Source organism: Paenibacillus sp. 01T47 (genome assembly GCF_056398245.1).
This window is the reverse complement of the sequence record NZ_JBFTPA010000012.1, coordinates 1-22,025: the sequence shown is the minus strand read 5'-3', so window position 1 is coordinate 22,025 and position 22,025 is coordinate 1. Positions and strand designations below refer to the sequence as shown.

Sequence of the window (22,025 nt, the reverse complement as noted above, 5' to 3'; positions counted from 1 at the left end):
CTATCAGCTCCTATGTTTGTTAATTATCGTTGGGAACAAACCTTTTATCCTTTGTCGCACTCAAGGAGCTATCTCCTTTTGGAAATCTATGCTCAAATTTTTACTGCACGTCTTTTTGTTCTCTAACATCTTGTTTAAGAAGCACATTAACAAAATATTTGCGAGCATCCGCCGTCTCAATGAGCAGCGAAGCTTCATCACCGCCGGGGTGCTTAAGCTCCAGCCAATCGCCGCTCAGCCCTTCACGCACGCCAGTAATGACATACTCCTGATTCAAATACGCATCAATCTTGTTTTTCTCCTCGACGAATTGCTCATAGGCGGACATTTCTCTTCCTCCTTTGGCGCTATGGCTTCCCTTTATCCCTCATGTCGCGAAGCAGCGTTGGGACAAGCAGCTATCGATTATCCCCCTTGTAAGGAGCCCGCTTCACATATCGTCCAGCCCCTAGAGAGCCAACAAATTGACAATCTTGAATGACAAATTCACCGCGTGATAGCACGCTAACGGGCAAGCCTGTCACCTTCAATCCTTCAAACGGGTTATAATCGACATTCATATGATGTGTTTCAGCTGAGAGAATACGCTCTGCTAGCGGATCAAAGATGACGATATCCGCATCACTGCCAACGGCAATCGTCCCCTTCTGGGGAAAAAGACCAAACAGCTTGGCGCTGCGCGTCGATACAATGTCTACGAATTGATTAAGCGTAATGCGCCCTTGATGAACGCCCTCCGAATAAAATAGCGAGAATCGATCCTCTATAACGGGGCCGCCATTTGGAATTTTACTGAAATCCCCCCGCCCCAAATCCTTCTGTCCGTCAAAATTAAAAGAGCAGTGGTCCGAACCCAGCGTTTGCAGCTGGCCGCTCTTCAGTGCATTCCAAAGAATCTCTTGATGATGCGCTTCACGAAGAGGCGGCGACCAAACGTATTTTGCCCCTTCAAAATCCGGCTTCTCCAGCTGCGACTGATCGAGCACCAAATATTGTGGACAGGTTTCGCCCCACACGTCCACGCCTTGATTGCGCGCCTCTGCGATTTGCTGGACGGCTTCGGCGCATGTCACATGCACAACATACAGTCTCGCTCCAGCAAGCTCGGCTAGTTTTGCTGCCCGTCCAGTTGCCTCTCCTTCAATAATCGACGGTCTCGTAAGCGCATGATAAATAGGATCGGTGTTGCCTTCCTCCAACGCTTTATGAATGAGAAAATCGATGACATCGCCATTCTCAGCATGCACCATTACCATCGCTCCATGCTCCTTGGCTGCGAGCATCGTCCGAAACAACGTGCCGTCATCCGCTTGAAACACGTTTTTGTACGCCATAAACACCTTCAACGAGGTAATGCCCTCTTCACGAATAATCGATGGAAGCTCGGCAAGCACTGCATCGTTTATTTCACTAATCATGAGGTGAAAGCCATAATCGATAACGGCTTTACTGTCTGCTTTTTGATGCCATGCCGCAATGGATTCCTTCAGTGGTTTCCCTTTCGTCGTCAAGCAGAAATCAACAATCGTTGTAGTTCCTCCGAAAGCTGCAGCTTTTGTGCCTGTCTCAAAATCATCCGCCGTAACCGTGCCGCCAAACGGCATATCAAGATGGGTATGTGGATCAATGCCGCCTGGAAATACGTATTTGCCTGTTGCATCGATAATCTCATCCGCTTCCGATTCGAGGTCAATACCGATTTTGGCGATGATGCCTTCCTTAATCAGCACATCAGCTTTATATGTGTCGGCTGCCGTTACAATAACCCCATTTTTAATGAGCCTCACCGTCATCCTATACAGCCTCCTTCTTATCGCCATCGTCAGAATCATTGCTTTTTCCTAGTGACGCAATTGCCGCTTGCCGTTGATTCCAGCTTAGAGCCGGCTCCGTCGAGGGAACCTCTACCATCTCAATCGCACCTTCAACCGGGCAAACAATAGAACAAAGGTTGCAACCTACACAATCTTCCTCGCGAACCTTCAGGTATGCTGCGCCAGTATCGTCTATATGCCGCTCAATACACTGATGCGAAGTATCCTCGCAAGCGATATGGCATTTATTGCAAACGATGCAAGTATCCTGTTCAATTCGTGCAACGACCGCGTAATTAAGGTCTAGATCTCCCCAATCCGAATAGCGCTCTACCGATTTGCCTATTAGCTCATTGACTGATTTCAAACCCTTTTCATCCAAATAATTGTTCAAACCATCGATCATATCCTCTACGATGCTAAAGCCATGATGCATGGCAGCTGTACATACTTGAACGCCAGTTGATCCCATCAAAATAAACTCAACCGCATCCCGCCAGCTCGATATTCCGCCTATCCCGGAAATGGGTACGCCAACTAAAGGATTTCGGGCACATTCCGCAACCATATTAAGCGCAATCGGCTTAACTGCAGGCCCGCAGTAGCCCCCATGCGCGCCTTTTCCGCCAACATGCGGAATCGTATTCCATGTATCGATATCAACTCCAGCTAGTGAATTAATGGTATTGATCAGCGAGATCGCATCCGCTCCTCCGCGAACAGCTGCTTTCGCTGTCGCGGTAATGTCCGTAATATTGGGCGTAAGCTTGACTATGACTGGCGTCCTCGCTGCCTCCTTGACCCACATTGTCTGCATTTCAACCAGATCCGGCTGCTGACCAGAAGCAGCGCCCATCCCCCGCTCCGCCATGCCATGGGGACATCCGAAGTTCAATTCCAGTCCATCGACACCGATTGCCTCTACTTTTTTTACAATTTCATGCCATTTCTCGCGTTTAGGCTCCACCATCAATGAAACGACAAGCGCATGCTCCGGAAATCGCTTCTTTGTCTCGTAAATTTCCTTTAAGTTCACTTCAAGCGGGCGATCCGAAATCAGCTCAATGTTGTTGAATCCTGCTACTCGTTGTCCATTGAAATGAATAGCTGCAAATCGTGAGGATGTATTAATAATTGGATCGCCCAGCGTCTTCCATACCGCTCCTCCCCAGCCCGCTTCAAATGCTCGCTGAACTTGATAGCCGGTGTTCGTTGGCGGCGCTGAGGCAAGCCAAAAAGGATTCGGAGAAGCTATGCCTGCTAATTGAATGCGCAGATCAGCCATCATTTTCCCTCCCTGCAACTAGCGTTTTGTAAATCGAATAAGCTGCCAGCTTGCCTTGCTGCGCGGCGGCAACCACCATCGCATCACCTTGGCCTTCACCGAAAATAACGTCGCCAGCAGCGTAAATTTTGGGATTTGAGGTCTGATAGGTTTCCGTATTCACCATCACCATTCCTCGCTTATGATGCAAGCCCAGCTGCTCAATTAGCGGCAAGTGACGTGTCTGACCAATTGCCTTAATGACAACATCAACATCAAGCAGGAAAGAGGAGCCTTCTACCGGTGTCACCTTTTTTCTTCCTCCTTGTTCATCCTCTTCAAGCTGCATCCTCATGCATTCAAGCGCCTCGACATTTCCATCAGCATCTCCGATAATCCGGCTGGGAGCGCTTAACCATTCAAACTCCACACCATCTTGCTTCGCGAATTCGAATTCAAAATCGTAGGCGGTCATTTCCTCTCTCGTCCTGCGGTATACCATCTTCACCTTTGCAGCCCCGAGCCTCACCGAGCAGGTGGCCGCATCAACCGCCGTATTGCCCGCACCGATTACCGCTACACGTTTACCAGCAAAGTCATTTGTAAGCTCCGTTTTGGTCGCTTCTACAAAATCAATGGCGTCATACACACCGGTTAATTGTTCGCCCTCGATGTTAAGATAAGGCACCTTCGACATTCCTATCGCAAGTAAAACCGCATCATACTGCGCAAGCAGCGAATCTGTGGCTACGTCAGAACCAATTGCTGTATTCGTCCGAATATCAACGCCCAGCTTCTTCACCTGTTCAACCTCCCACAGAGCGATGCTCTGCGGCAAACGAAACGAAACGATGCCATATGTATCAAGACCGCCCGCTTGTTCCTTCGCTTCGAATATCGTAACGGCGAATCCGAATCTTGCAAGCTCGCGCGCAGCAGACAGACCTGCTGGTCCGCCGCCTATAATTGCCACCGATTTGCCGTTGCTTTGACCAGGTTCGAACAGCTGTTGATTATTTTTTATCGCCCAATCCGTGGCATAGCGCTGCAGGCTGCCGATCATAATCGGCTTTGAAGATTCGTTCATTACGCATGCGCCCTCGCACAGCTCCTCAGTCGGACACACTCTGGCGCAGGTCGCTCCAACGGGATTGGCATCCATAATGACGCGAGCAGATCCCTTCATATTGCCGGAAGCAATTTTTTTGATAAAAGAAGGAATGTTGATGCCCGTCGGGCACGCTTTTATGCACGGAGCATCGTAACAGTACAAACAGCGGTTCGATTCCTCTATAGCTTCCTTTGGCCGCATGCCTGCCTTCACTTCTGCAAAGTTTCGCCGCAGTGATTCGACCGGAATAAACACCGCCTTTCCTATTGCGCCCATGCCCATCTCCTCCTTATTCAACTTTAATATTTTTATAGGTTTCAAGTATTCAGTCACGCTGAAAGCTTTACAGGTCTATAACCTGGGCAAGAGTTACTGGTCTACTATAATCGTTCACTTTTAGTCACTTAATCTGTGCGCTGTTCGGTATAGAAGCTCTACACCGAGTTCGATATCTTCCGGCGATGAATACTCCTTCGGATTATGACTTATCCCGTCCTTGCAGCGAACAAATATCATTCCGTAGTTGCAAACATAAGACATCGTTAACGAATCATGGAACGGGCCGCTCATCAGAACGGGCGGGGCAAGACCTATTTTCGCCGCTTCCTCCTGCATTAGCTCCCTAAGCTCAGGCGCGCAGTAACGCGGATCACTCCTCGTATCCTCACGAATCGTGTACGTCAAGCCATGCTCTAAACAAACAGCATCTATCCTCGCAAGAAGCTGTTCCTCCAGCCTGTTCCTGCGACTCCGATCAATATCACGGAAATCAACGGTGAAGCTTACTTTCTCTGCAATAATGTTGCGCGAGTCCGGAAATACCGACAGCGAACCAACCGTTCCTACAGTCGGTGCGCCAGGTTCAGCGCTAGCTAATTCGTTAAGTGCGATGATAACCTTAGCGCTGCCGACCAATGCATCCTGGCGCATAGACATTGGCACGGAACCCGCATGTCCTGCGAAACCTGTCATTTCTACCGTCCACCAGACAGGGCCGGATATGCCGCTGACGATTCCAATCGGTTCATGGAGCGACTCCAGCACTGGACCTTGTTCAATATGCAGCTCCAGAAAAGCAGCTATTCGCCCTTCATCAAAGACATAACCTTCAAACGCAGCAGGATCACATCCAAACGCGATCAATGCCTCCCTGCGAGTCACACCATTTTTATCCGTCCGATCAAGCTCCCCCTCCTCAAGCTTCCCGGTCATTCCCCTTGCGCCAAACAACCCTTTGTTAAACCGGCAGCCTTCTTCATCACAAAAAGCGACAACTTCAATATTTCTAGCTGGTTTAAAGCCTTTTTCAACCATCGTTTGAACGGCTTCAATTGCCCCTAATACCCCAATCACACCATCGAATCGTCCGCCGTACGGCTGCGAATCAATATGGGAGCCAAGCATAAGTACCGGTGCTGCCGAGTCAGCTCCTTTTAGCACGCCGATCAAATTGCCGAACGGATCTATCCGCGCCTCCATCCCCGCTTCAAGCATCCAACTCCGCACCAGCTCTACACCTGCCAAATCCTCCTTCGACAGCGCCAGCCTGCAAACGCCTGTATCACCGATTTTGCCAATCTGAGCAAGCTCATCAATACGCCTGTGCAGCCGCTTGGCATTAATGCTGAGTTCTTTCTCCACTCTTTTATCCGCCTCCCTCAGACACCGAAAACCTGAAGCAGCGTTTCGGCGATAAATACAATCTCATCATCCGTAGTCGACAAAGGCGGGCTCAGCGTCAAAATATTCATAAAACCCGGCACTGTATCGCCATTTTTGCTAATGAGCAGTCCTTTTTGCTTGCACTCCGCAATAATAGCAGCAACTCTAGCAGCAGATGCCGGCTCCTTTGTTCGTTTATCCTCAACCAGCTCGATACCGATAGCCGAGCCGAAAATTCGAAGCTCGCCTACGTACTGATGTAATTCAAGCGGCTTGATTCGGCTAAACAGCTCTTTGCCAATATAGGCAGAACGGCTGACTAAATTTTCACGTTCTATAATTTCTATATTTTTTAGCGCCACTGCGCAGGATACAGGATTGCCTCCGAAGGTATTCACATGACGGAAATGATTGTCTGCTCCGCTTTCTTTGAAGCTTTCATACATTTCGGCGGACACTGCCGTTGCAGATAATGGAGAATAGGCGCTTGTCAGCCCTTTCGCCATCGTCACTATATCCGGCCTTACCCCGAAATTCTGATGTCCAAATTTCTCTCCAGATCGCCCGAAGCCGCAAATGACCTCATCAACAATGAGCAGGACATCATGCTTATCGCAGATCTTTCGCAGCCGAGCTAAATATGGATCAGGCGGCACAATCATTCCACCTCCGGTAATAACTGGCTCAACGATAATGCCAGCGACCGAATCTGCACCCTCCCATAGGATGGTATCCTCATAGGCTTGAGCGCATTGCATTTTGCAGGAGCCTTTCGTTTGCCCGAAAGGACAACGATAGCAATAGGGCGGAGGCACATGGGAAAATCCCACACCTAGCGGTTCGTATTTCAGCTTGCGCTGCGCTTGCCCTGTGGCGCTAAGTGCACCCATAGAATTGCCATGATAGGCGCGGTGGCGTGAAATGTATTTGTACTTAGAGCCCTTCCCACGTTGATGATGATACTGGCGGCCGATTTTGAAGGCGACCTCATTGGCATCTGAACCTGAGTTGGAGAAAAAAAATCGATAATCGCCAATGAGCCATTCATTCAGCTTCGCAGCCAACTCAATTGCCGGAACATGAGATTGAATGAGCGTCGCATAAGCTACTGTCTTCATCTGTTCCGCAGCCGCTTCAGCGATTTCGACCCGGCCATGACCGACATTGACGCACCACATCCCGGACATGCCGTCGAAATAGCGATTCCCGTCCATATCCGTTAACCAGCTTCCTTCTCCCGACACGATAACCATTGGATTCTCATTATGAGGAGAAATATGATGCCATAAATAGTTCCGGTCCTTCTCTAACAGCGCTGCTTTGTCTTCTTCATTCATTGCTGCCTCATTCACGCCCATGCCTTCCTTTCCTCCTTCGCGGCTGCCGCTTCTATAATAGAACGAACCGTGGATGAGACCATCAACGATCCTTATAGACTAGCGTATGCGGCTTCTTCGCTGCATCTTCCAAATTGTTTCTGAGATTGCTGCCATGACTCAAAAATAACATCGTAAAGCAACGCAGGATGCTCGGAAAAGATACCTATTTTTCTGCGGAGTTAATCTTCTAGAAGCTGTTTATGGGGATAAATTCATGTGATCCCTGTTCATTTTCCCTCACATAACCGCTCTGCTCTTGAATATATTGAGTAACAGACAAGAAATAAGCGATGAGCATGTAAGGCTTTTTTTCATTCTGCAGCGTTAACATAATGGAATGAGGTGAGGGAAATGGAGTCAGAGCCGCTATTTATTGTTTCAAGGGAAGATTGGTCGCTCCACCGCAAAGGTTATGAGGATCAAGCGCGACATCAGGAGAAGGTGCACGAAGCCATTAAGCAAAATCTTCCCGATCTGGTTTCCGATGAAAGCATCGTATTGTCCGATGGCAGGCGAACGATCAAGGTCCCTATTAAAAGTCTCGACGAGTCCCACTTTATATACAACTACAACAAGAAGCAGCACGTCGGACAAGGCGATGGCGACTCTCAGGTTGGGGATGTGCTTGGCGTCGATCCACAAGCTGCTAAGGGGCCCGGCAAGGGTCAGGATGCAGGCGATCAGCCTGGAGAAGACGTTGTTGATACCGAGATAAGTATCGATCAATTGGAGGATATGCTGTTTGAGGAGCTGGAGCTTCCTAATCTGGAGCAAAAGCAAAAGGATCAGCTGCAAACTACCGAAATCGTTTTTCACGATATTCGGAAAAAAGGCATTATGTCCAATATCGACAAGAAGCGAACATTAATCGAAAATCTGCGCCGCAACGCCAATGCGGGCAAATCCGGCATTGGCGGCATTTCACCTGACGATCTTCGTTACAAAACATGGAATGAAGTCATCAAACCCCAATCCAACGCGGTCATTCTTGCCCTCATGGACACATCGGGAAGCATGGGCTCGTTCGAGAAATATTGCGCGCGCAGCTTTTTCTTCTGGATGACACGCTTCTTAAGGCGCAAATATGAGCATGTGGAAATTGTGTTTATCGCGCATCATACGGAAGCAAAGGAAGTTACTGAGGAGGAATTTTTCAATCGTGGGGAAAGCGGCGGCACCATCTGTTCGTCCGCTTATCAGAAAGCGATCGACATCATCGATAGCCGGTATCCGACTCCCAATTGGAATATATACCCGTTCCACTTCTCTGATGGCGACAACCTAACTTCAGATAACGAACGCTGTGTGAAGCTAATCGGTCAGCTGATGGAGAGAAGCAATATGTTCGGATACGGAGAGGTCAATCAATACAATCGAAGCAGTACTCTGATGTCCGCCTACAAACACATCAACCACAAAAAGTTTATGTATTCGGTAATTAAGGAAAAAGGCGAAGTGTACAAAGCGCTTAAAACCTTTTTCTCCAAGCAAGTGACCGGTGCGTAATAAAAACACAGAAAAAAGCCGTCCCGATGGGTTCAACCCATTCTGGACGGCTTTTTCGCATTTTGAATAAACATCCCTTCAACTTGTAAGAGCAGAATCAGAGCCCTCTTTATCCGGATCGATCCCTTTCGTTTCTTTGCCAAAGAATAAAACCGTTAGCGCGCCTATGACAATCGTTACAAAAAAGATCATAAAAATAGACGGTATCGCGACTTGTTTAGCAACTAGCATACCAACAAGATAAGGACCAATAATACCCCCGACACGGCCGAATGAGGCGGCAAAGCCGACGCCAGTTCCACGAACTGCGGCTGGATACAGCTCCGGCGTATAGGCGTACATCCCTCCCCACGCTCCAAGGTTAAAGAATGAGAGACAAATGCCCGCAGCCAGTAGTACCCCTTCTGTTTCTGCGCTGCCGAACCAAAGGGCGCTGCCCGCGGTTAGCAGCAAATAAACCACTAGCACAAATTTTCGCCCAAACTTCTCGATAAAATAAGCAGCAGTGAAATAACCCGGCAGCTGGGCGAGTGTCATAATCAGAACATATTGAAAGCTTTTCACCAAATCAAAGCCCTTGAGCACCATGACGGAAGGCAGCCACAGGAACATGCCGTAATAGGAAAATACGACTGTAAACCATAAGATCCACAATGTTACTGTCGTTTTTCGGTAGCGCAAGGACCATATGGATTTCATTCTATCGCTCAGACTCAGCTTGCGGCTCTGCTGCGCATTGAAGCTGGGCGAGTCTTTAATGGCTCTTCTCAAATATAGGGCAAAAAGTGCAGGAACAGCACCGAGCGCAAACGCCATCCTCCATCCGTAATCAGGAATGATGAAGTAGGCAATCAAAGCCGCAGCAATCCAGCCGATCGCCCAGAAGCTCTCCAATAGGACGACTGCCCGGCCCCGCTCCTTGGCAGGCACAGATTCCGATACAAGCGTCGACGCAACTGGCAGCTCCCCGCCAAGCCCAAATCCGGCTATGAAACGCAGCGCGCATAAGACGATAAAGCTCGTTGCCAGAGCGGACAGACCGCTCGCAATGGAGAAGATCAGCAGTGTCCAGAGCAGGATCGCCCTGCGTCCGTATCGATCGGCCATCAAACCGGATACAGCGGCTCCAACTGCCATACCGATCGAATTAATTGCCATCAGTAACCCAACTTGTTGTGAACCAAGCTGCCATTCTACTGCCAAAGCAGCTACGATAAAGGAGATCATTCCGACCTCCATCGCATCAAAAAGCCAGCTAAGCCCCGCGCTAAACAACAGTTTCCGCTGTTTCGGCTCGCGCAGCAATGTCATTTTACTCATATGTAAACCCCTTACCCTATGCTCAAGCTCTATTTGACTAGGCGGCATTTTCTATTTGTATGGATATCCTACTCTATATTACCACGTTTTCAAAGTTTCTAATGATTGCAGCCCTATTACAAAGAATATACCCTCTACAAGGCGGCAACAACCATCCTGCAAAAAAAGAAGAGCACCCATGCTCGCTCAGCCATGGAATCGCTCTTCTCTCTATAACCGTATACTCACCCTTACTTAATCAAATCATCGCGCAGCGGCGTGAAGGAATCGAGCAGCGCCGAGGCTTCCAATGCGGTTACTCCGTGCCTCGCCCCGCTTGGTATAACGATGGACTCTCCCTGCCGGATCACTTGCTTCTCGCCGTCAATTGTAAATTCAATGGCGCCCCTCAAGCAATAGCTCAGCTGCTCATGCGGGTGAGCATGCTCATAACCAACCGCATCAGGCTCAAAATGAACCTCCATCAGCATCAGCGTTTTTCCCGGTTGCAAAATTTTACGTGTAACGCCAGGCTCCGCATTTTCCCATACTCCGATATTGCTCATCCGAGTTCCTCCTTTAGCATTTGTCTAGCCATGCTCCGCCATCGTCCCACATCAGCGAGTACTCATCCCTGACCCCATCTGCTGTGATTGTCATTCGGTAGCTCTGATCCGACATTTCAGTAATCTGCAAAGTTTCCGTATTCACAAACGTTTCCGTTTTCCCTATTGTTTCTATAGACTCTACTGTTTCTATAGACTCTATTGTATCAGCATAATCTACTGATTCAACGTTCCCCACCAGCTTTGCTCCTTCGGACAACGGCTCTTGCTCCGAATCATAAAATAGCACTTGCGCAAAAACGATCGTTTGGCTGGTTTTCACCTGCATAATAAGTGAGGTCCGGTCCCGATCCGGCGGGTTATCCGGCGTCAAAGCCGAATAGATCTCCACAGGCTGAGAACTCCACAGATGCTGCCTCAAGCTCCCATTCTCCATTTTATAGCGAAAAGTTAGCGTTCCTTCCGAAACTCCACCAGCCATAAACCTACTTTTGTGCTTAAACCATTGCTGATCAAGCCTGCTTAAGCATACATCTGTCGATTGCCAGACCTTATCCTCTTCCTCTTCAAGAATCCCGCTAAAATGATTCATCCAGCTGATTTCCCGCGGCTCGCTTACATCTACCTTGACCATATCAAGCAAATAATGCTCAGTCAGCACATTTATTCTTCTAATAGAGGCACCTTCGTAAGCCAAGAGATCCCATGGACTAAGCTCCGGGGGCAAAATAATCCGGTCCTTCATCTCATACGCTTCCGCTTTCCAATCTACCATCGTTTCTGTCCATGTTCCCCATGGGTGCTGCTCAAAACGAATAACCCGCCCATCCGCGGGAGGCTGGTCAACGCCATTCAGGCACACCGTATTATGCGAGAAGGTATGCTTAAACCACCCATAATGTGCAGGCACGCCGTAAGCGGTCGTGCCCGGATCAACGAGCAGCGGCACTTCCCCGCATACGACGGACAAGCCGAGCCGGTCCATATGGTCATGCTCGCCGCCGAACTTGCTGTGCTTAATGAACGCCTGCCAGCGCTTCGCATTGACCAGCTTCGTTATCCCACTCACGGGCATGGATACTGAACGGTGTGATGCCTTCCACAGCTGTTCACCTTCAGAAGCGTCCACAGGTGCAAGCTCACAGCCAAACAGTAACGCCAGAATAGAGTCTCGCTCCACTGTCTTCACACCTGTAAATGCCTTTTCCGCCCACTGCGTGCCATAGGCCGTATTCAGCAGCGAACGATAGAGCTCATCACCAAAAATATCCAGCGCTATTTCATAATAAGGCGCATAAGTATGAATGCCGCCCGCGCTTCCTGCATCATTGAAAGAAGGCATATAGCCATTTGGCACTATCCAGTGAACCGGATAATCAAACATCGATTGGAGGCCAGACTCTTGCCAAATATCCCAAGGCGTTCCTTCCGCCATAAGCGCGTAGTTCAGCAGCGACTTGAACGCATAAAAATGATACTGAACATTCCCCTCATACCACAGTCCGTCAGCAAAGCGGCCCCGCTTCATTTGGTCATGCAGCCCATACTCTCCTGAGAGTCCGGCATGAATAATCCCCTCATCGTTCAGCAAAATGCCAATGGACGCGATCGCGGAAGTAATCAGCACCGCATGGTTATGGATTTGCTTCTCTTTGTGCGCGATTAAAAAATGTACGCAAGGCTCCAGCAAGCCATAACGGATATGCGCCTCTTCCTCTTCAGACAACGAAGCCCGAATGAATTGAAAGCCTACGGACAAATCAATAATCCAGTGCGCCTCGTCAAGTGTCTGTGCAAACAACTTACCCGGACCGTTGTACGGGATGCTCCCGTGAATCTTATACCCTTCGTAATTGTCTGCATAAGACAGAAGAAACTGCTTCGTTTGATGGAGCAGCGCTTCATCCGGCTCTATAGCGTGAAGCATCGCCATATGATAAACCGCGCGGCCTATATTCGCATGCACAAAAGATGTCCATGCAGAGTCAAAGGGTTCGCCAGACCATACTGTGCCGCATACCGGACAGACATGCGTGTGCGGCTGCCCCCAATCAAAGGAGAGCTTCGCCCCGTCATGATGGCAGTAATACTGATGCATCCATTCTCCATATTCCACCGGACCTATCGTATACGAGATGCGTGATGCCTCTTCCGCTTCCTGTCGCAGCAGCCGCATAGCCGCCTCAAACTGCGGTAGACATGCGTTTGTTCTCATTTTCACCAGCCGTTTATCATTCATAACGCATGCCTCTTTCCCTACCCTTTCAGTGATCCTGCCGTCATCTGCATAAACGATTTGTTCGCGAGCATGTAGACGATAAGCAGCGGTAAAATCGACAAGCAAGCCCCGGCCAGCATATAATGCGTCTGAACCGCCGCCGACGCTCCATAGCGTAGGTAGGAGAGTCCCACCGTTAATGTTTGCAGCTCGGGCGTATTCATCGTAAAGACGAGCGGCCTCAAATACTCGTTCCACGCCCCGCAGAACGTGAACAACGCTCCCACTCCGAGACCCGGTCTAAGGAGCGGTAAAATAATTTTCCAAAAGATGCCTGCATTAGAACAGCCGTCAATCCGTGCCGCTTCATCCAGCTCTCTGGATATTCCTTTCAGGAAACTAAGCAGGATGAAAAAAATATAAGCGTGCCCGCTGATTAATATCAAAATAACGCCCCATAAAGAGGTATGCAAATGCAGCTTGATCATCAGCTCGTATTGGGGGCGAATGACGACCGCACCTATCGAGATAAACATCGTCGATGCTTGTATCGCCACGAACAAAGCTTTGCCCGGAAAATTCATCCGTTCTACAACATAAGCAGCCATCGAAGCGACGATAAGCGTACCGATCGTTGTCATGCCGCTAAGCATGAGACTGTTCCAAGTAAAGCGGGAAAAGTTCGCTTGCACCCACGCCTCCGCATAATTTTCAAAATGCCACACCGATGGCAAAATGTTGCCGCCCGTAGCGATCTCTGCATTCGACATAAATGAACCAAACAACGTTACGATTATGGGAAACAAGATCAGGAGCGCCGTTGCAAGCAAGAAAATCCAGAGCAGCAGCTGCCCGCCTAATTTCCCTGTGCGAAGCGGTTTTCGTTTCTGGATCGTTTGAACATGGGGTATAACTTCCGTCTTCATAGCATCCTCCCTCATTGCATTTTATTCATGCGATTAGACAGCAGATGGTAGACAAGCGTAATGATGCCTACAATTACGGCTGTAGTGAAGCCGACTGCGCTTCCGTAGCCGAACTGCTGGTCAACGACCGCACCGGAGGAAGGCGTAGGGAAAAATAGCTTATATACGTATAAATACATAACTTCAGTTTTTCCAATCGGGCCGCCCTCGGTCAGTACCATAATCGTTTCATAACCTTTAAGCGAGTTGATAATTGCCAGCATAATGACGATTTGCAGAACAGGTCCAAGCATCGGAATCGTCAAATACCAAAACTGCTGTCTTTTGTTTGCACCGTCTAGTGAAGCACTCTCATACACATCATTTGGAATATTCTGGAGTCCGGCCAAGAACAACAGCATATAGTTGCCCACAGCGCCCCAGATGGCAATAATAATCGTAGTCATCATTGCGTTTTTGGGTCCAAGCCAGTCAATCCGCTCGGAGATAATATGGAACTTAAGCAAATACTGATTCAACACCCCGTTATACGAATTAAAAATAATAAAGAACACGACAGCCATAACCGCGGAGCTGATGACCGTTGGCATAAAATAGATCGCACGAAGTACATTGCGGCCTTTAAGCTTCTGGTTCAAAATAACGGCTAGCAGCAGGCATAGCGGTATTGTCACAATCAGCTTGCCGCCCGCATAAATGAACGTATTCACTACGGAGTCCCAGTACTGGCTATCAGCAAGCAGCCTGCGGAAGTTGTACAAGCCGGTAAATCTAGCTTCGCCGTAGCCTTTATAATCAAAAAACATATACCGGATAGCCCAGCCTAGCGGATAGATGCCTAGTACAACCGTTAGCAGCAGGCTTGGAAATAAAAAAAGATAAGAAAAACTCATTTGACGCGCTTTGTTCATCGTTTCCACTCCCGTACACTCTGTCTTAGGGGAAAGCAAAGGGTGGAGTCTGCACTCCACCCCGCATTGCTGTTCCTATAGTTAAGCCGTTATTTCGCACCCAGCTTCGTTGGATCAAAATCTGGTTTTGCTGCCGTGGTCACATCGCCGCTAGCAATCGCTTTATCAAGCGCCGCATTGTACCTTGTGTTCAGATCCTGAATGATCGCATCCAGATCCCCGCCGCCCAGCATATATTTAAAGAATGCATCATTGTACTTAATGCCCTCAATCGTAACAGCCGGACTTAATGGCCATGTAGCATCGTTGTCGCTTGGCAGGAAACCATCAATGCCATTGATGTCCGGTTTCGCGGCAACTGCCGAAATTGAAGGTACCATCGAGATGCCAAAGCCTTTTTCATGATACGTTTTCAAAATTTCATCGCCGTACATATATTCCATGAACTTCCACGCCGCTTCTTGGTTTTTGGAGAAGCTGCTTAGCGCCAGCCATTGGCCGCCAAGGAACGAGCTTGCACCTTTGACTGTTCCATCAATTGTTGGCACAGGTGCCGCAGCCCAATCGATTTTCGCTGGGAATTGGTTTTTGTATACACCCGGCTCGGAAGAGAAGGAAAGGTACATGCCTAGCTTGCCTTCCGCAAACTGCGCGCGCAGCGGATCGATATCAAGCGACTCCATACCCGGCAGCGTGCTTCCGTCGTCATACATTTGTTTGAAGGATTGAATAATGTCTTTGAAGCCTGCAAAGTCGTATTTTCCGGTTTTAAAATCATATCCGAAGCCGCCGTAACCGCTCACTTCAGCAATGACACGTGCAGAGCGGCCAAACGCGCTATCCGCATTTTTGAAGTTTTGCGCGAAGCCGTAAGCACCCTCTGCCTTGCCGACAGCCGTTATTTTCTTGGCTGCGTCGACCATTTCCGCAAGGTTTGTTGGAGGAGCGGCAATGCCTGCTTTGGCAAACAGGTCCTTGTTGTACACTAGCCTTAATGTCGAGCCATAGTTCGGCAGGCTGTACATTTTGCCATCAATTTGGTTAAAGTCCTGAATGACCGGGAACTGCTCCTTCATCTTGTCTGTCAGCATCGCATCAATCGGTGCAAGATAACCCTTAGTTACATAAGTCTTGATCGTATTCTCCTTCACTCTGAACACATCAGGCCCTTGTCCGGAAGCAAACGCCAAGTCGATTGCCTGATCGTAATCATCCGTCTTGACGACCATTTCCACCTCGATGTTGTCCGTATTCGTGTCATTAAAGCTTTGAACAACCTCCTTGATATAGTCCATATCGTGGCGATCTCCGGTCCAATACACGATTTTTGTTTTTTTGCCGCTTTTCGCTGGTGTTGTTGCGCCGTCCGATTCCGCAGGCTTGTTGGAAGCTCCGCTCTCCTCCCCTGGCGAATTGTTGTTTGTGCTTCCGCAGGCTGCCAGAGATAAGGCAAGAAATGAGCTCAGCACGATCGTTCCGAGTTTTTTGTACATTGGTGATCCTCCCTTTGTAGGTGAAACCGTTTGCTTGCTTCTTAACTATAAGAGATCAGACCCACATAGGTAATGTGGCTACCTTGCGAATAAGGGCAGATATTTCATGATTATCAAAACCTTGCTTCTACGGCTTCGGTGACCTGCCTAAGGAGATTTCCTTAAACTCGGTCGGCGTAAGGCCGGTCTGCTTTTTGAATACCTCGCTGAAATAGCGCCTGTGTTCATAGCCAAGCTCCTGCGCGATTTCCTGCACTTGAAAGTCCTCGATTAGCATCGATTTCGCCCGTTCGATTTTGACCTGCGTGACGAATTGCTGGAAGGTCGTTCCCGACACTTTCTTGAATAGATTGGAATAATAGCCCCAGCTTAAATTCGCCTGCCTTGCGCAATGCTCCAAAGTTAGGTCAAGCTGCAAATGTGTTTTAATATAATCGATCGATCTATATATAATTTTTTGTGATTCGCTTGCCCTCTCCTTATCGATCAGCCTGCATCCGATTTCGCAAAGCTCAGTCAACCATTGCCTATAATCCTGCAGCGACGAACGGCTTCCCCGTCTCGCCTCCTGCACCTTCGACTCAAACTCCTTCAGGTTGCTGCGTGGGAACTTCTCCAGCAGCACCCTGAGCATTCTAAGGGATAGGCCGTGAAAGAGATGCTCGACATCGCTAGGCTCGGGGAGCACGGAGGAGCTTTGCATTTCATCAAAAATGGAAGCAAGCCACTCTAATGTCTTCTCCTTATTGCCCGAGCGAAAACCGAATAAAAATTCATTTTCACTCTCTGTCGTATAAATCCATCCAGCGGCGCTGTCCTGCGCTTCTTGCTGGGAGCTAAATGCGCCATTTCCCCCGGTATAGAAATGATAAGACAAGGCGCTGAGCGCTTGCTGATAACTCTTCGGGAGCTCACGCACACTCCCCGCCTCCATCCCGATGCCGATGGAAATAGTAAACTTCGTGTAGCTGGCGATATTTTCGCAGCAGGAATCAGCAATCCGCATCAAATGATCCCCGGGCTGCCCCTGCATAATGCAGACGTAGCGGTTAAGCGCCTCCCGGAAGATAACCGCCGATGTATGCTCCTTGATCGTCTCCTCGACGATATTTTGCAGGGAGAAACGCGCCAGCTCCAGCTCTTTCACAACCAAGCCGCCATATTTGTCAGTAAACTGGTCAATTTGAATTACCATGACCGCAAGCGGAGCCTGCAAAGGCGGCAGATCTAGAAATCCCCACCACTGTGAAATATCCGCCTCCTCGGTCTGATGATGGACAAGCAGTGACATATACTCCTGCCGCAGCGCAGGCAGGCTTTCCTTAATCTTCTTCTCCAGCCCAATGACATGCGAACGTTCCCGTTTGTCTTGCTCCGATGCTTCTTTCGCCTTTAATACAACTTTGATAATATCCTCGATTGAAAAAGGCTTTTTCACATAATCAAGCGCCCCGTACTGGATCGCTTTTTTCGCATATTCAAAATCGGTGTAAGCGCTCAAAATAATAATTTTGCTATGAGGCAGCATTTCCACAATACTTCGTGTCATTTCTAGCCCGTCCATCTTCGGCATTCGAATATCGGTCAAAATTATGTCCGGCGACGTTTGCTTAATAACCGCAAGCCCCTCCTCGCCATTCGTGGCGCTGCCGACCACCTCGATCCCATGCTCCGCCCAAGGGATTTTGTGCTTCAGCATATCTACTACACTTCGAATATCGTCTACAATGCACAATTTGACCGGTTGACTCATGTTACCCCATCCCTTCCGTCTGCTTCGGAATCCAAATTTCAATCCGGGCTCCGCCACTATCATTATTGCTTATGATCATGCGCTGCTGGTCGCCGTAGTACAGCTGGAGCCGATGATAAATATTGCGGAGAGCATATCCCTCATCCATCGTCGTTGGATGAATAATCGAAGCCATGAGCTGCTCGGGAATGAGCCCCGTCCCATTATCCTCTACCGTCAAATGCAGCCAGTCCTCATCCAATTGCGCATTAATATAAATTTCACCACCTGATTCACGATCTTGAAAACCATGCAAAATGCTATTTTCTACAAGTGGCTGAATGACGACTTTTGGAATTCCGCAGGCAAGCAGCTCCGGATGCACCTCGATATGGCAAACGAACAGCTCCTCGTAAGAAATCTGCTGAATGGCTAAATATTGGCGCACATGATCAAGCTCATCCTCCAGCGTAATCAAGTCTCTCCCCCCGCTGAGGCTAAGCTGAAACATTTGGGATAAAGCCAGAATCATCTCATTAACGTCCTTGTTCTCGCCAAGCACTGATTTGCAATAGATCGTATTCAGCGTATTGTAAAAAAAATGAGGGTCCATCTGTGCGGAAAGCGCCTTGATCTCGGCCTTTCGCTTCTCACTCTCCCGTACCTTGACATCTTCAATCAGCTGCTTGATTTCGTCCAACATCCGATTAAAGCGAAACCCCACCTGGGATACCTCATCCTTGTATTCGCTTTCGAAACGCACATTCAAATCATTTTCTTCCACCCGTTTCATCAGCCTTTGGAGACTGAACAATGGTTTTAACAATAAATAGATCATGTTGTTCGCTATGAATAATGACAGCACCATCAACCCAAGTATGACGTAGATCGTTGCTTTCTTGATGCCGTTCAGTTTCGCTAGCAGGTCGCTCTTCGACTGGATACCAACAATCATCCAATCATCCTTTACTTCCAGCCTTGCGTAGTTCACCAGATATTCCTTTTTCCTGTCCTTATAAAAAAACGAGCCCATCATTTCTGCGGTCAACTGCTTCGTGAACGCCGAGTGCTTTGTCAACTGGTTCTCCTGACTCGATCGATTATCTAAATTCACATCTTCGCCCTCTGAATCTACAAAATAATACTGTTTCTCTGCTGTCGACAGATTTTCCATGAACAGCTCATACAAATCATCTTGCTTCACATTAATGACCACATAAACATCCGATCGCTTCTCGCCCAGCTCATTGACTCCCTCCACAACAAGGGAAATCACATCTTGTTTATCCATAAAGAAGGCATCCTTATGCCCTTTCGTCCAAAAGCCCCGCTTTATTTCCTTGAAATGCGTATACAAATCCGAATTATAAAATGAGTTTGCCGTGTCCCGGACATTGGACGTATGATAATAATCGCCGATCGGCGAAGCAATCAAAATGCTGTCAATCATCGAGTCATTGAATTTCACCTGCGAGAAAACACCTTGAAGTGAGGTCCATGTATTGTAATAGTGGTCTCGGTCATTGTTTTGTGCATCGGTCATCACCTGCTTGAACGGGTCGCTGAACATAAGCGCACGAACGGCAATACCAATGTTCTTAAGCCGTTCATTTACGATTTGAGCAGATTGGTTGACCGTATCCTGACTCGTTTTGAGCGCATTCCTCTGTATTTCCTTCGAAGCGATCCAGTAGGCAATACCTCCTGTTGCTGTAAGGCCAAACATGATTAAAACAACGAAGGTCAGCCATATTCTGTGCTTGAGCGAAAGAGAATAATATAATTTTTTAACAAACGCTCCCCAATTTTTTTTGCTGAACATCATCATTCACCTCTCATCGCCTAAGTGGGCTTAGGCACACTCTTCTTTATTATAATGGAAGTTAAAATAGCTAAACATGCGGCAAAGTAAGGGATGAGGGCAGAATTCTAAAGATTTTAACATTGCGTTTGCAATATAAAATGGTTCGGAATAACAAAAAACCTCAACCCCTGTAATGAGGTTAAGGCTTTTGGACGTACTTTACTAGATATTTAAATCAATGCCCATCTGATCTAAGCTTTTGAACAGATATCCTTGCCGGCGAGCCTCGTCTATAATTCTGCCGAGCGCCTCAGTATTGTCTTTGGAAACGGAATGCAGCAGGATGATCGCTCCGGGATGGAGCTGCTTAACAACCTCGTTATACGCATATTGTGATCCTCTTTGCGCATTCACATCCCAGTCCTTGTACGCCACTGACCAAAATACATTCGTATAGCCGAATTGTTTGCTAGCGGCAAGCATCCGTTCGCTGAATATGCCTCTTGGTGGCCTCAGATACTTCATTTCCTTCTGGCCGGTCAGCGTTTCTACATGCTCCTTGACCTTATCGAGCTCCGTTTTGATGCTTGATTCTGAGAGGGTCGACATATCCGGGTGACTCCAAGAATGGTTGCCTACAATATGCCCCTCCAGCACCATCCGCTTTAAAAGTTCCGGCTGATCTTTGACATAATGTCCCGTTACAAAAAAGACCGCTGGTACTTGTTTATCTTTTAATACATCAAGGATACGCGGTGTATAGCCATTCTCGTAGCCGTTATCGAAAGTAAGATATAGCTCCTTTTGCGTTGTATCCCCTAGGAACAAAGCCCCGTGCTTCGTTACGATTTCTTTAAAGCCCTCCTCATCGATCGAAGGCAGACGCCCCTCCACGCTTTTCTTAAACCCGAAGTGGAATACTCCTGGCTGCCCATATGCAGCTGCTGGACTTATTAAGCCCCATAAGATCGCAATAAGCATGACAGCGACTCTAACCCTTTGCTTCAACAGTAAAGCCTCCTTATTCAATGAAGTGATTGCACTTCATCCGCATATTGCGTTTATATTTCCCCATAAACACATAAAAAAACCGCTATTCCCATAAGTCCTGTAGACTTTGAGAATAGCGGTTTATGTTGTCAATCATTCTGTTAAAAGATGGTCGGGACGACACGATTTGAACATGCGACCCCCTGGTCCCAAACCAGGTGCTCTACCAAGCTGAGCTACGTCCCGAGAAAAGATGGTGCCGTCGAGAGGACTTGAACCCCCAACCTACTGATTACAAGTCAGTTGCTCTACCAGTTGAGCTACAACGGCACATCGATTATGTCCACCAATGCTGGTGGTTTTTGATGCTTGCTTGGCATAACCAAGAGGCATCTTAAGAAAAATGGTGCCGTCGAGAGGACTTGAACCCCCAACCTACTGATTACAAGTCAGTTGCTCTACCAGTTGAGCTACAACGGCGTAACGGTTATGTCTACCTTTGCAGGTAGTTTTGATGCTTGCCTGGCAACAACCAAGGAGCATCTAAAGAAAAAATGGTGCCGTCGAGAGGACTTGAACCCCCAACCTACTGATTACAAGTCAGTTGCTCTACCAGTTGAGCTACAACGGCATATGGATTTTTTTCACCATTTAAAGGTGTTTTGGTTGCGGGGGCAGGATTTGAACCTGCGGCCTTCGGGTTATGAGCCCGACGAGCTACCGGGCTGCTCCACCCCGCGTCATTTTGAAAGAAAAAATATGGTGACCCGTAGGGGACTCGAACCCCTGTTACCTCCGTGAAAGGGAGGTGTCTTAACCACTTGACCAACGGGCCTAGAAAAATTGGAACGGAGAGAGAGGGATTCGAACCCTCGCACCACTTACGCAGTCTAACCCCTTAGCAGAGGGTCCCCTTGAGCCACTTGGGTATCTCTCCAAACTTGGCTCCCCGAACAGGACTCGAACCTGTGACAACTCGATTAACAGTCGAGTGCTCTACCAACTGAGCTATCAGGGAAAATATGGTGGGCCTTAGTGGACTCGAACCACCGACCTCACCCTTATCAGGGGTGCGCTCTAACCAGCTGAGCTAAAGGCCCTAAGCATAAACATAAATCTTATGTAAGATCAATTGTTTATAATCAGGTAATCAAATTGCGCCCTGAAAACTGGATACGAAAGATTAGGCTTGCTGAAGCCTTTTATGCTGCTGTCTACTGGATGTATGGGTCACAGTAAACGTGTTTAGGATAAGCCCTCGACCGATTAGTATTCGTCAGCTACACACATTGCTGTGCTTCCACCCCGAACCTATCAACCTCGTCGTCTTCAAGGGGTCTTACATACTGG

At 48.3% G+C, this 22,025-nt stretch carries 16 protein-coding genes, 9 tRNA genes and 1 rRNA gene; 1 reads left to right on the top strand and 25 read right to left on the bottom strand.

Going from position 1 to position 22,025, the window contains the following annotated elements; all coding sequences use genetic code 11:
• Positions 1–100: 100 nt before the first annotated feature.
• The 6 genes from AC1DOV_RS21695 to AC1DOV_RS21670 all read right to left on the bottom strand — a co-directional run bounded on the left by AC1DOV_RS21695 (position 101) and on the right by AC1DOV_RS21670 (position 7,209).
• On the bottom strand, positions 101–328 hold the full coding sequence (locus AC1DOV_RS21695) for a hypothetical protein (protein ID WP_477510567.1): 228 nt from the start codon (positions 326–328) through the stop codon (positions 101–103).
• 70 nt (positions 329–398) lie between these two features.
• On the bottom strand, positions 399–1,793 hold the full coding sequence (gene hydA, locus AC1DOV_RS21690) for a dihydropyrimidinase (protein WP_477510566.1): 1,395 nt from the start codon (positions 1,791–1,793) through the stop codon (positions 399–401).
• A 1-nt stretch (position 1,794) separates the two neighbouring features.
• On the bottom strand, positions 1,795–3,099 hold the full coding sequence (gene preA, locus AC1DOV_RS21685; protein WP_477551133.1) for an NAD-dependent dihydropyrimidine dehydrogenase subunit PreA: 1,305 nt from the start codon (positions 3,097–3,099) through the stop codon (positions 1,795–1,797).
• A complete protein-coding gene (locus tag AC1DOV_RS21680) occupies positions 3,092–4,465 on the bottom strand; it encodes an NAD(P)-dependent oxidoreductase (protein ID WP_477512920.1) in 1,374 nt (457 codons plus the stop codon). The genes preA and AC1DOV_RS21680 overlap by 8 nt, the downstream gene beginning before the upstream one ends.
• Before the next feature lie 120 nt (positions 4,466–4,585).
• Positions 4,586–5,830, bottom strand: coding sequence for a M20 family metallo-hydrolase (locus AC1DOV_RS21675; RefSeq protein ID WP_477512919.1), 1,245 nt, complete (start codon positions 5,828–5,830; stop codon positions 4,586–4,588).
• A gap of 17 nt (positions 5,831–5,847) precedes the next feature.
• Positions 5,848–7,209 (bottom strand): aminotransferase, encoded by a 1,362-nt coding sequence (locus AC1DOV_RS21670; protein WP_477512918.1) that lies wholly within the window; start codon positions 7,207–7,209, stop codon positions 5,848–5,850.
• A gap of 372 nt (positions 7,210–7,581) precedes the next feature.
• Here AC1DOV_RS21670 and yhbH point away from each other — a divergent pair, with 372 nt between their 5' ends.
• On the top strand, positions 7,582–8,736 hold the full coding sequence (gene yhbH, locus AC1DOV_RS21665) for a sporulation protein YhbH (RefSeq protein ID WP_076270296.1): 1,155 nt from the start codon (positions 7,582–7,584) through the stop codon (positions 8,734–8,736).
• A gap of 78 nt (positions 8,737–8,814) precedes the next feature.
• Here yhbH and AC1DOV_RS21660 read toward each other — a convergent pair whose 3' ends face one another.
• From AC1DOV_RS21660 to AC1DOV_RS21570, 19 genes are all read right to left on the bottom strand, one after another.
• On the bottom strand, positions 8,815–10,056 hold the full coding sequence (locus AC1DOV_RS21660; protein WP_477512917.1) for an MFS transporter: 1,242 nt from the start codon (positions 10,054–10,056) through the stop codon (positions 8,815–8,817).
• Between the two features lie 230 nt (positions 10,057–10,286).
• Complete coding sequence (locus AC1DOV_RS21655) at positions 10,287–10,601, bottom strand: cupin domain-containing protein (protein ID WP_477512916.1); 315 nt, start codon at positions 10,599–10,601, stop codon at positions 10,287–10,289.
• A gap of 13 nt (positions 10,602–10,614) precedes the next feature.
• Positions 10,615–12,840: a heparinase II/III domain-containing protein gene (locus tag AC1DOV_RS21650; protein WP_477551044.1), complete on the bottom strand. Its 2,226-nt coding sequence runs from the start codon at positions 12,838–12,840 to the stop codon at positions 10,615–10,617.
• Between the two features lie 17 nt (positions 12,841–12,857).
• The gene (locus AC1DOV_RS21645; protein WP_477512914.1) at positions 12,858–13,745 is read right to left on the bottom strand and encodes a carbohydrate ABC transporter permease; all 888 of its coding nucleotides are present in this window, start codon (positions 13,743–13,745) and stop codon (positions 12,858–12,860) included.
• Positions 13,746–13,756: 11 nt separating this feature from the next.
• Complete coding sequence (locus tag AC1DOV_RS21640; RefSeq protein WP_477512913.1) at positions 13,757–14,656, bottom strand: carbohydrate ABC transporter permease; 900 nt, start codon at positions 14,654–14,656, stop codon at positions 13,757–13,759.
• Positions 14,657–14,745: 89 nt separating this feature from the next.
• The gene (locus tag AC1DOV_RS21635) at positions 14,746–16,149 is read right to left on the bottom strand and encodes an ABC transporter substrate-binding protein (protein ID WP_477512912.1); all 1,404 of its coding nucleotides are present in this window, start codon (positions 16,147–16,149) and stop codon (positions 14,746–14,748) included.
• 127 nt (positions 16,150–16,276) lie between these two features.
• Complete coding sequence (locus AC1DOV_RS21630; RefSeq protein WP_477512911.1) at positions 16,277–17,902, bottom strand: response regulator; 1,626 nt, start codon at positions 17,900–17,902, stop codon at positions 16,277–16,279.
• Position 17,903: 1 nt separating this feature from the next.
• On the bottom strand, positions 17,904–19,709 hold the full coding sequence (locus AC1DOV_RS21625; protein WP_477512910.1) for a sensor histidine kinase: 1,806 nt from the start codon (positions 19,707–19,709) through the stop codon (positions 17,904–17,906).
• Between the two features lie 198 nt (positions 19,710–19,907).
• The gene (gene pdaA / locus AC1DOV_RS21620; RefSeq protein ID WP_179089892.1) at positions 19,908–20,666 is read right to left on the bottom strand and encodes a delta-lactam-biosynthetic de-N-acetylase; all 759 of its coding nucleotides are present in this window, start codon (positions 20,664–20,666) and stop codon (positions 19,908–19,910) included.
• 178 nt (positions 20,667–20,844) lie between these two features.
• Positions 20,845–20,921, bottom strand: a tRNA-Pro gene (locus tag AC1DOV_RS21615).
• An 8-nt stretch (positions 20,922–20,929) separates the two neighbouring features.
• Positions 20,930–21,005, bottom strand: a tRNA-Thr gene (locus AC1DOV_RS21610).
• Positions 21,006–21,079: 74 nt separating this feature from the next.
• A tRNA-Thr gene (locus AC1DOV_RS21605) sits at positions 21,080–21,155 on the bottom strand.
• 75 nt (positions 21,156–21,230) lie between these two features.
• A tRNA-Thr gene (locus AC1DOV_RS21600) sits at positions 21,231–21,306 on the bottom strand.
• Between the two features lie 32 nt (positions 21,307–21,338).
• Positions 21,339–21,415: transfer RNA gene (locus AC1DOV_RS21595), tRNA-Met, on the bottom strand.
• A 20-nt stretch (positions 21,416–21,435) separates the two neighbouring features.
• Positions 21,436–21,510 (bottom strand) — tRNA-Glu (locus AC1DOV_RS21590).
• Positions 21,511–21,524: 14 nt separating this feature from the next.
• Positions 21,525–21,612 (bottom strand) — tRNA-Ser (locus AC1DOV_RS21585).
• 5 nt (positions 21,613–21,617) lie between these two features.
• Positions 21,618–21,693 (bottom strand) — tRNA-Asn (locus AC1DOV_RS21580).
• Positions 21,694–21,698: 5 nt separating this feature from the next.
• A tRNA-Ile gene (locus AC1DOV_RS21575) sits at positions 21,699–21,775 on the bottom strand.
• 146 nt (positions 21,776–21,921) lie between these two features.
• Positions 21,922–22,025 (bottom strand): 23S ribosomal RNA (locus AC1DOV_RS21570); the annotation flags it as partial.

Bases quoted from the DNA above. Each gene is read 5' to 3' on its own strand.
- AC1DOV_RS21695 (WP_477510567.1), bottom strand. From the start codon at position 328: ATGTCCGCCTATGAGCAATTCGTCGAGGAGAAAAACAAGATTGATGCG.
- hydA (WP_477510566.1), bottom strand. From the start codon at position 1,793: ATGACGGTGAGGCTCATTAAAAATGGGGTTATTGTAACGGCAGCCGAC.
- preA (WP_477551133.1), bottom strand. From the start codon at position 3,099: ATGGCTGATCTGCGCATTCAATTAGCAGGCATAGCTTCTCCGAATCCT.
- AC1DOV_RS21680 (WP_477512920.1), bottom strand. From the start codon at position 4,465: ATGGGCGCAATAGGAAAGGCGGTGTTTATTCCGGTCGAATCACTGCGG.
- AC1DOV_RS21670 (WP_477512918.1), bottom strand. From the start codon at position 7,209: ATGGGCGTGAATGAGGCAGCAATGAATGAAGAAGACAAAGCAGCGCTG.
- yhbH (WP_076270296.1), top strand. From the start codon at position 7,582: ATGGAGTCAGAGCCGCTATTTATTGTTTCAAGGGAAGATTGGTCGCTC.
- AC1DOV_RS21660 (WP_477512917.1), bottom strand. From the start codon at position 10,056: ATGAGTAAAATGACATTGCTGCGCGAGCCGAAACAGCGGAAACTGTTG.
- AC1DOV_RS21655 (WP_477512916.1), bottom strand. From the start codon at position 10,601: ATGAGCAATATCGGAGTATGGGAAAATGCGGAGCCTGGCGTTACACGT.
- AC1DOV_RS21650 (WP_477551044.1), bottom strand. From the start codon at position 12,840: ATGAATGATAAACGGCTGGTGAAAATGAGAACAAACGCATGTCTACCG.
- AC1DOV_RS21645 (WP_477512914.1), bottom strand. From the start codon at position 13,745: ATGAAGACGGAAGTTATACCCCATGTTCAAACGATCCAGAAACGAAAA.
- AC1DOV_RS21640 (WP_477512913.1), bottom strand. From the start codon at position 14,656: ATGAACAAAGCGCGTCAAATGAGTTTTTCTTATCTTTTTTTATTTCCA.
- AC1DOV_RS21635 (WP_477512912.1), bottom strand. From the start codon at position 16,149: ATGTACAAAAAACTCGGAACGATCGTGCTGAGCTCATTTCTTGCCTTA.
- AC1DOV_RS21630 (WP_477512911.1), bottom strand. From the start codon at position 17,902: ATGAGTCAACCGGTCAAATTGTGCATTGTAGACGATATTCGAAGTGTA.
- AC1DOV_RS21625 (WP_477512910.1), bottom strand. From the start codon at position 19,709: ATGATGATGTTCAGCAAAAAAAATTGGGGAGCGTTTGTTAAAAAATTA.
- pdaA (WP_179089892.1), bottom strand. From the start codon at position 20,666: ATGCTTATTGCGATCTTATGGGGCTTAATAAGTCCAGCAGCTGCATAT.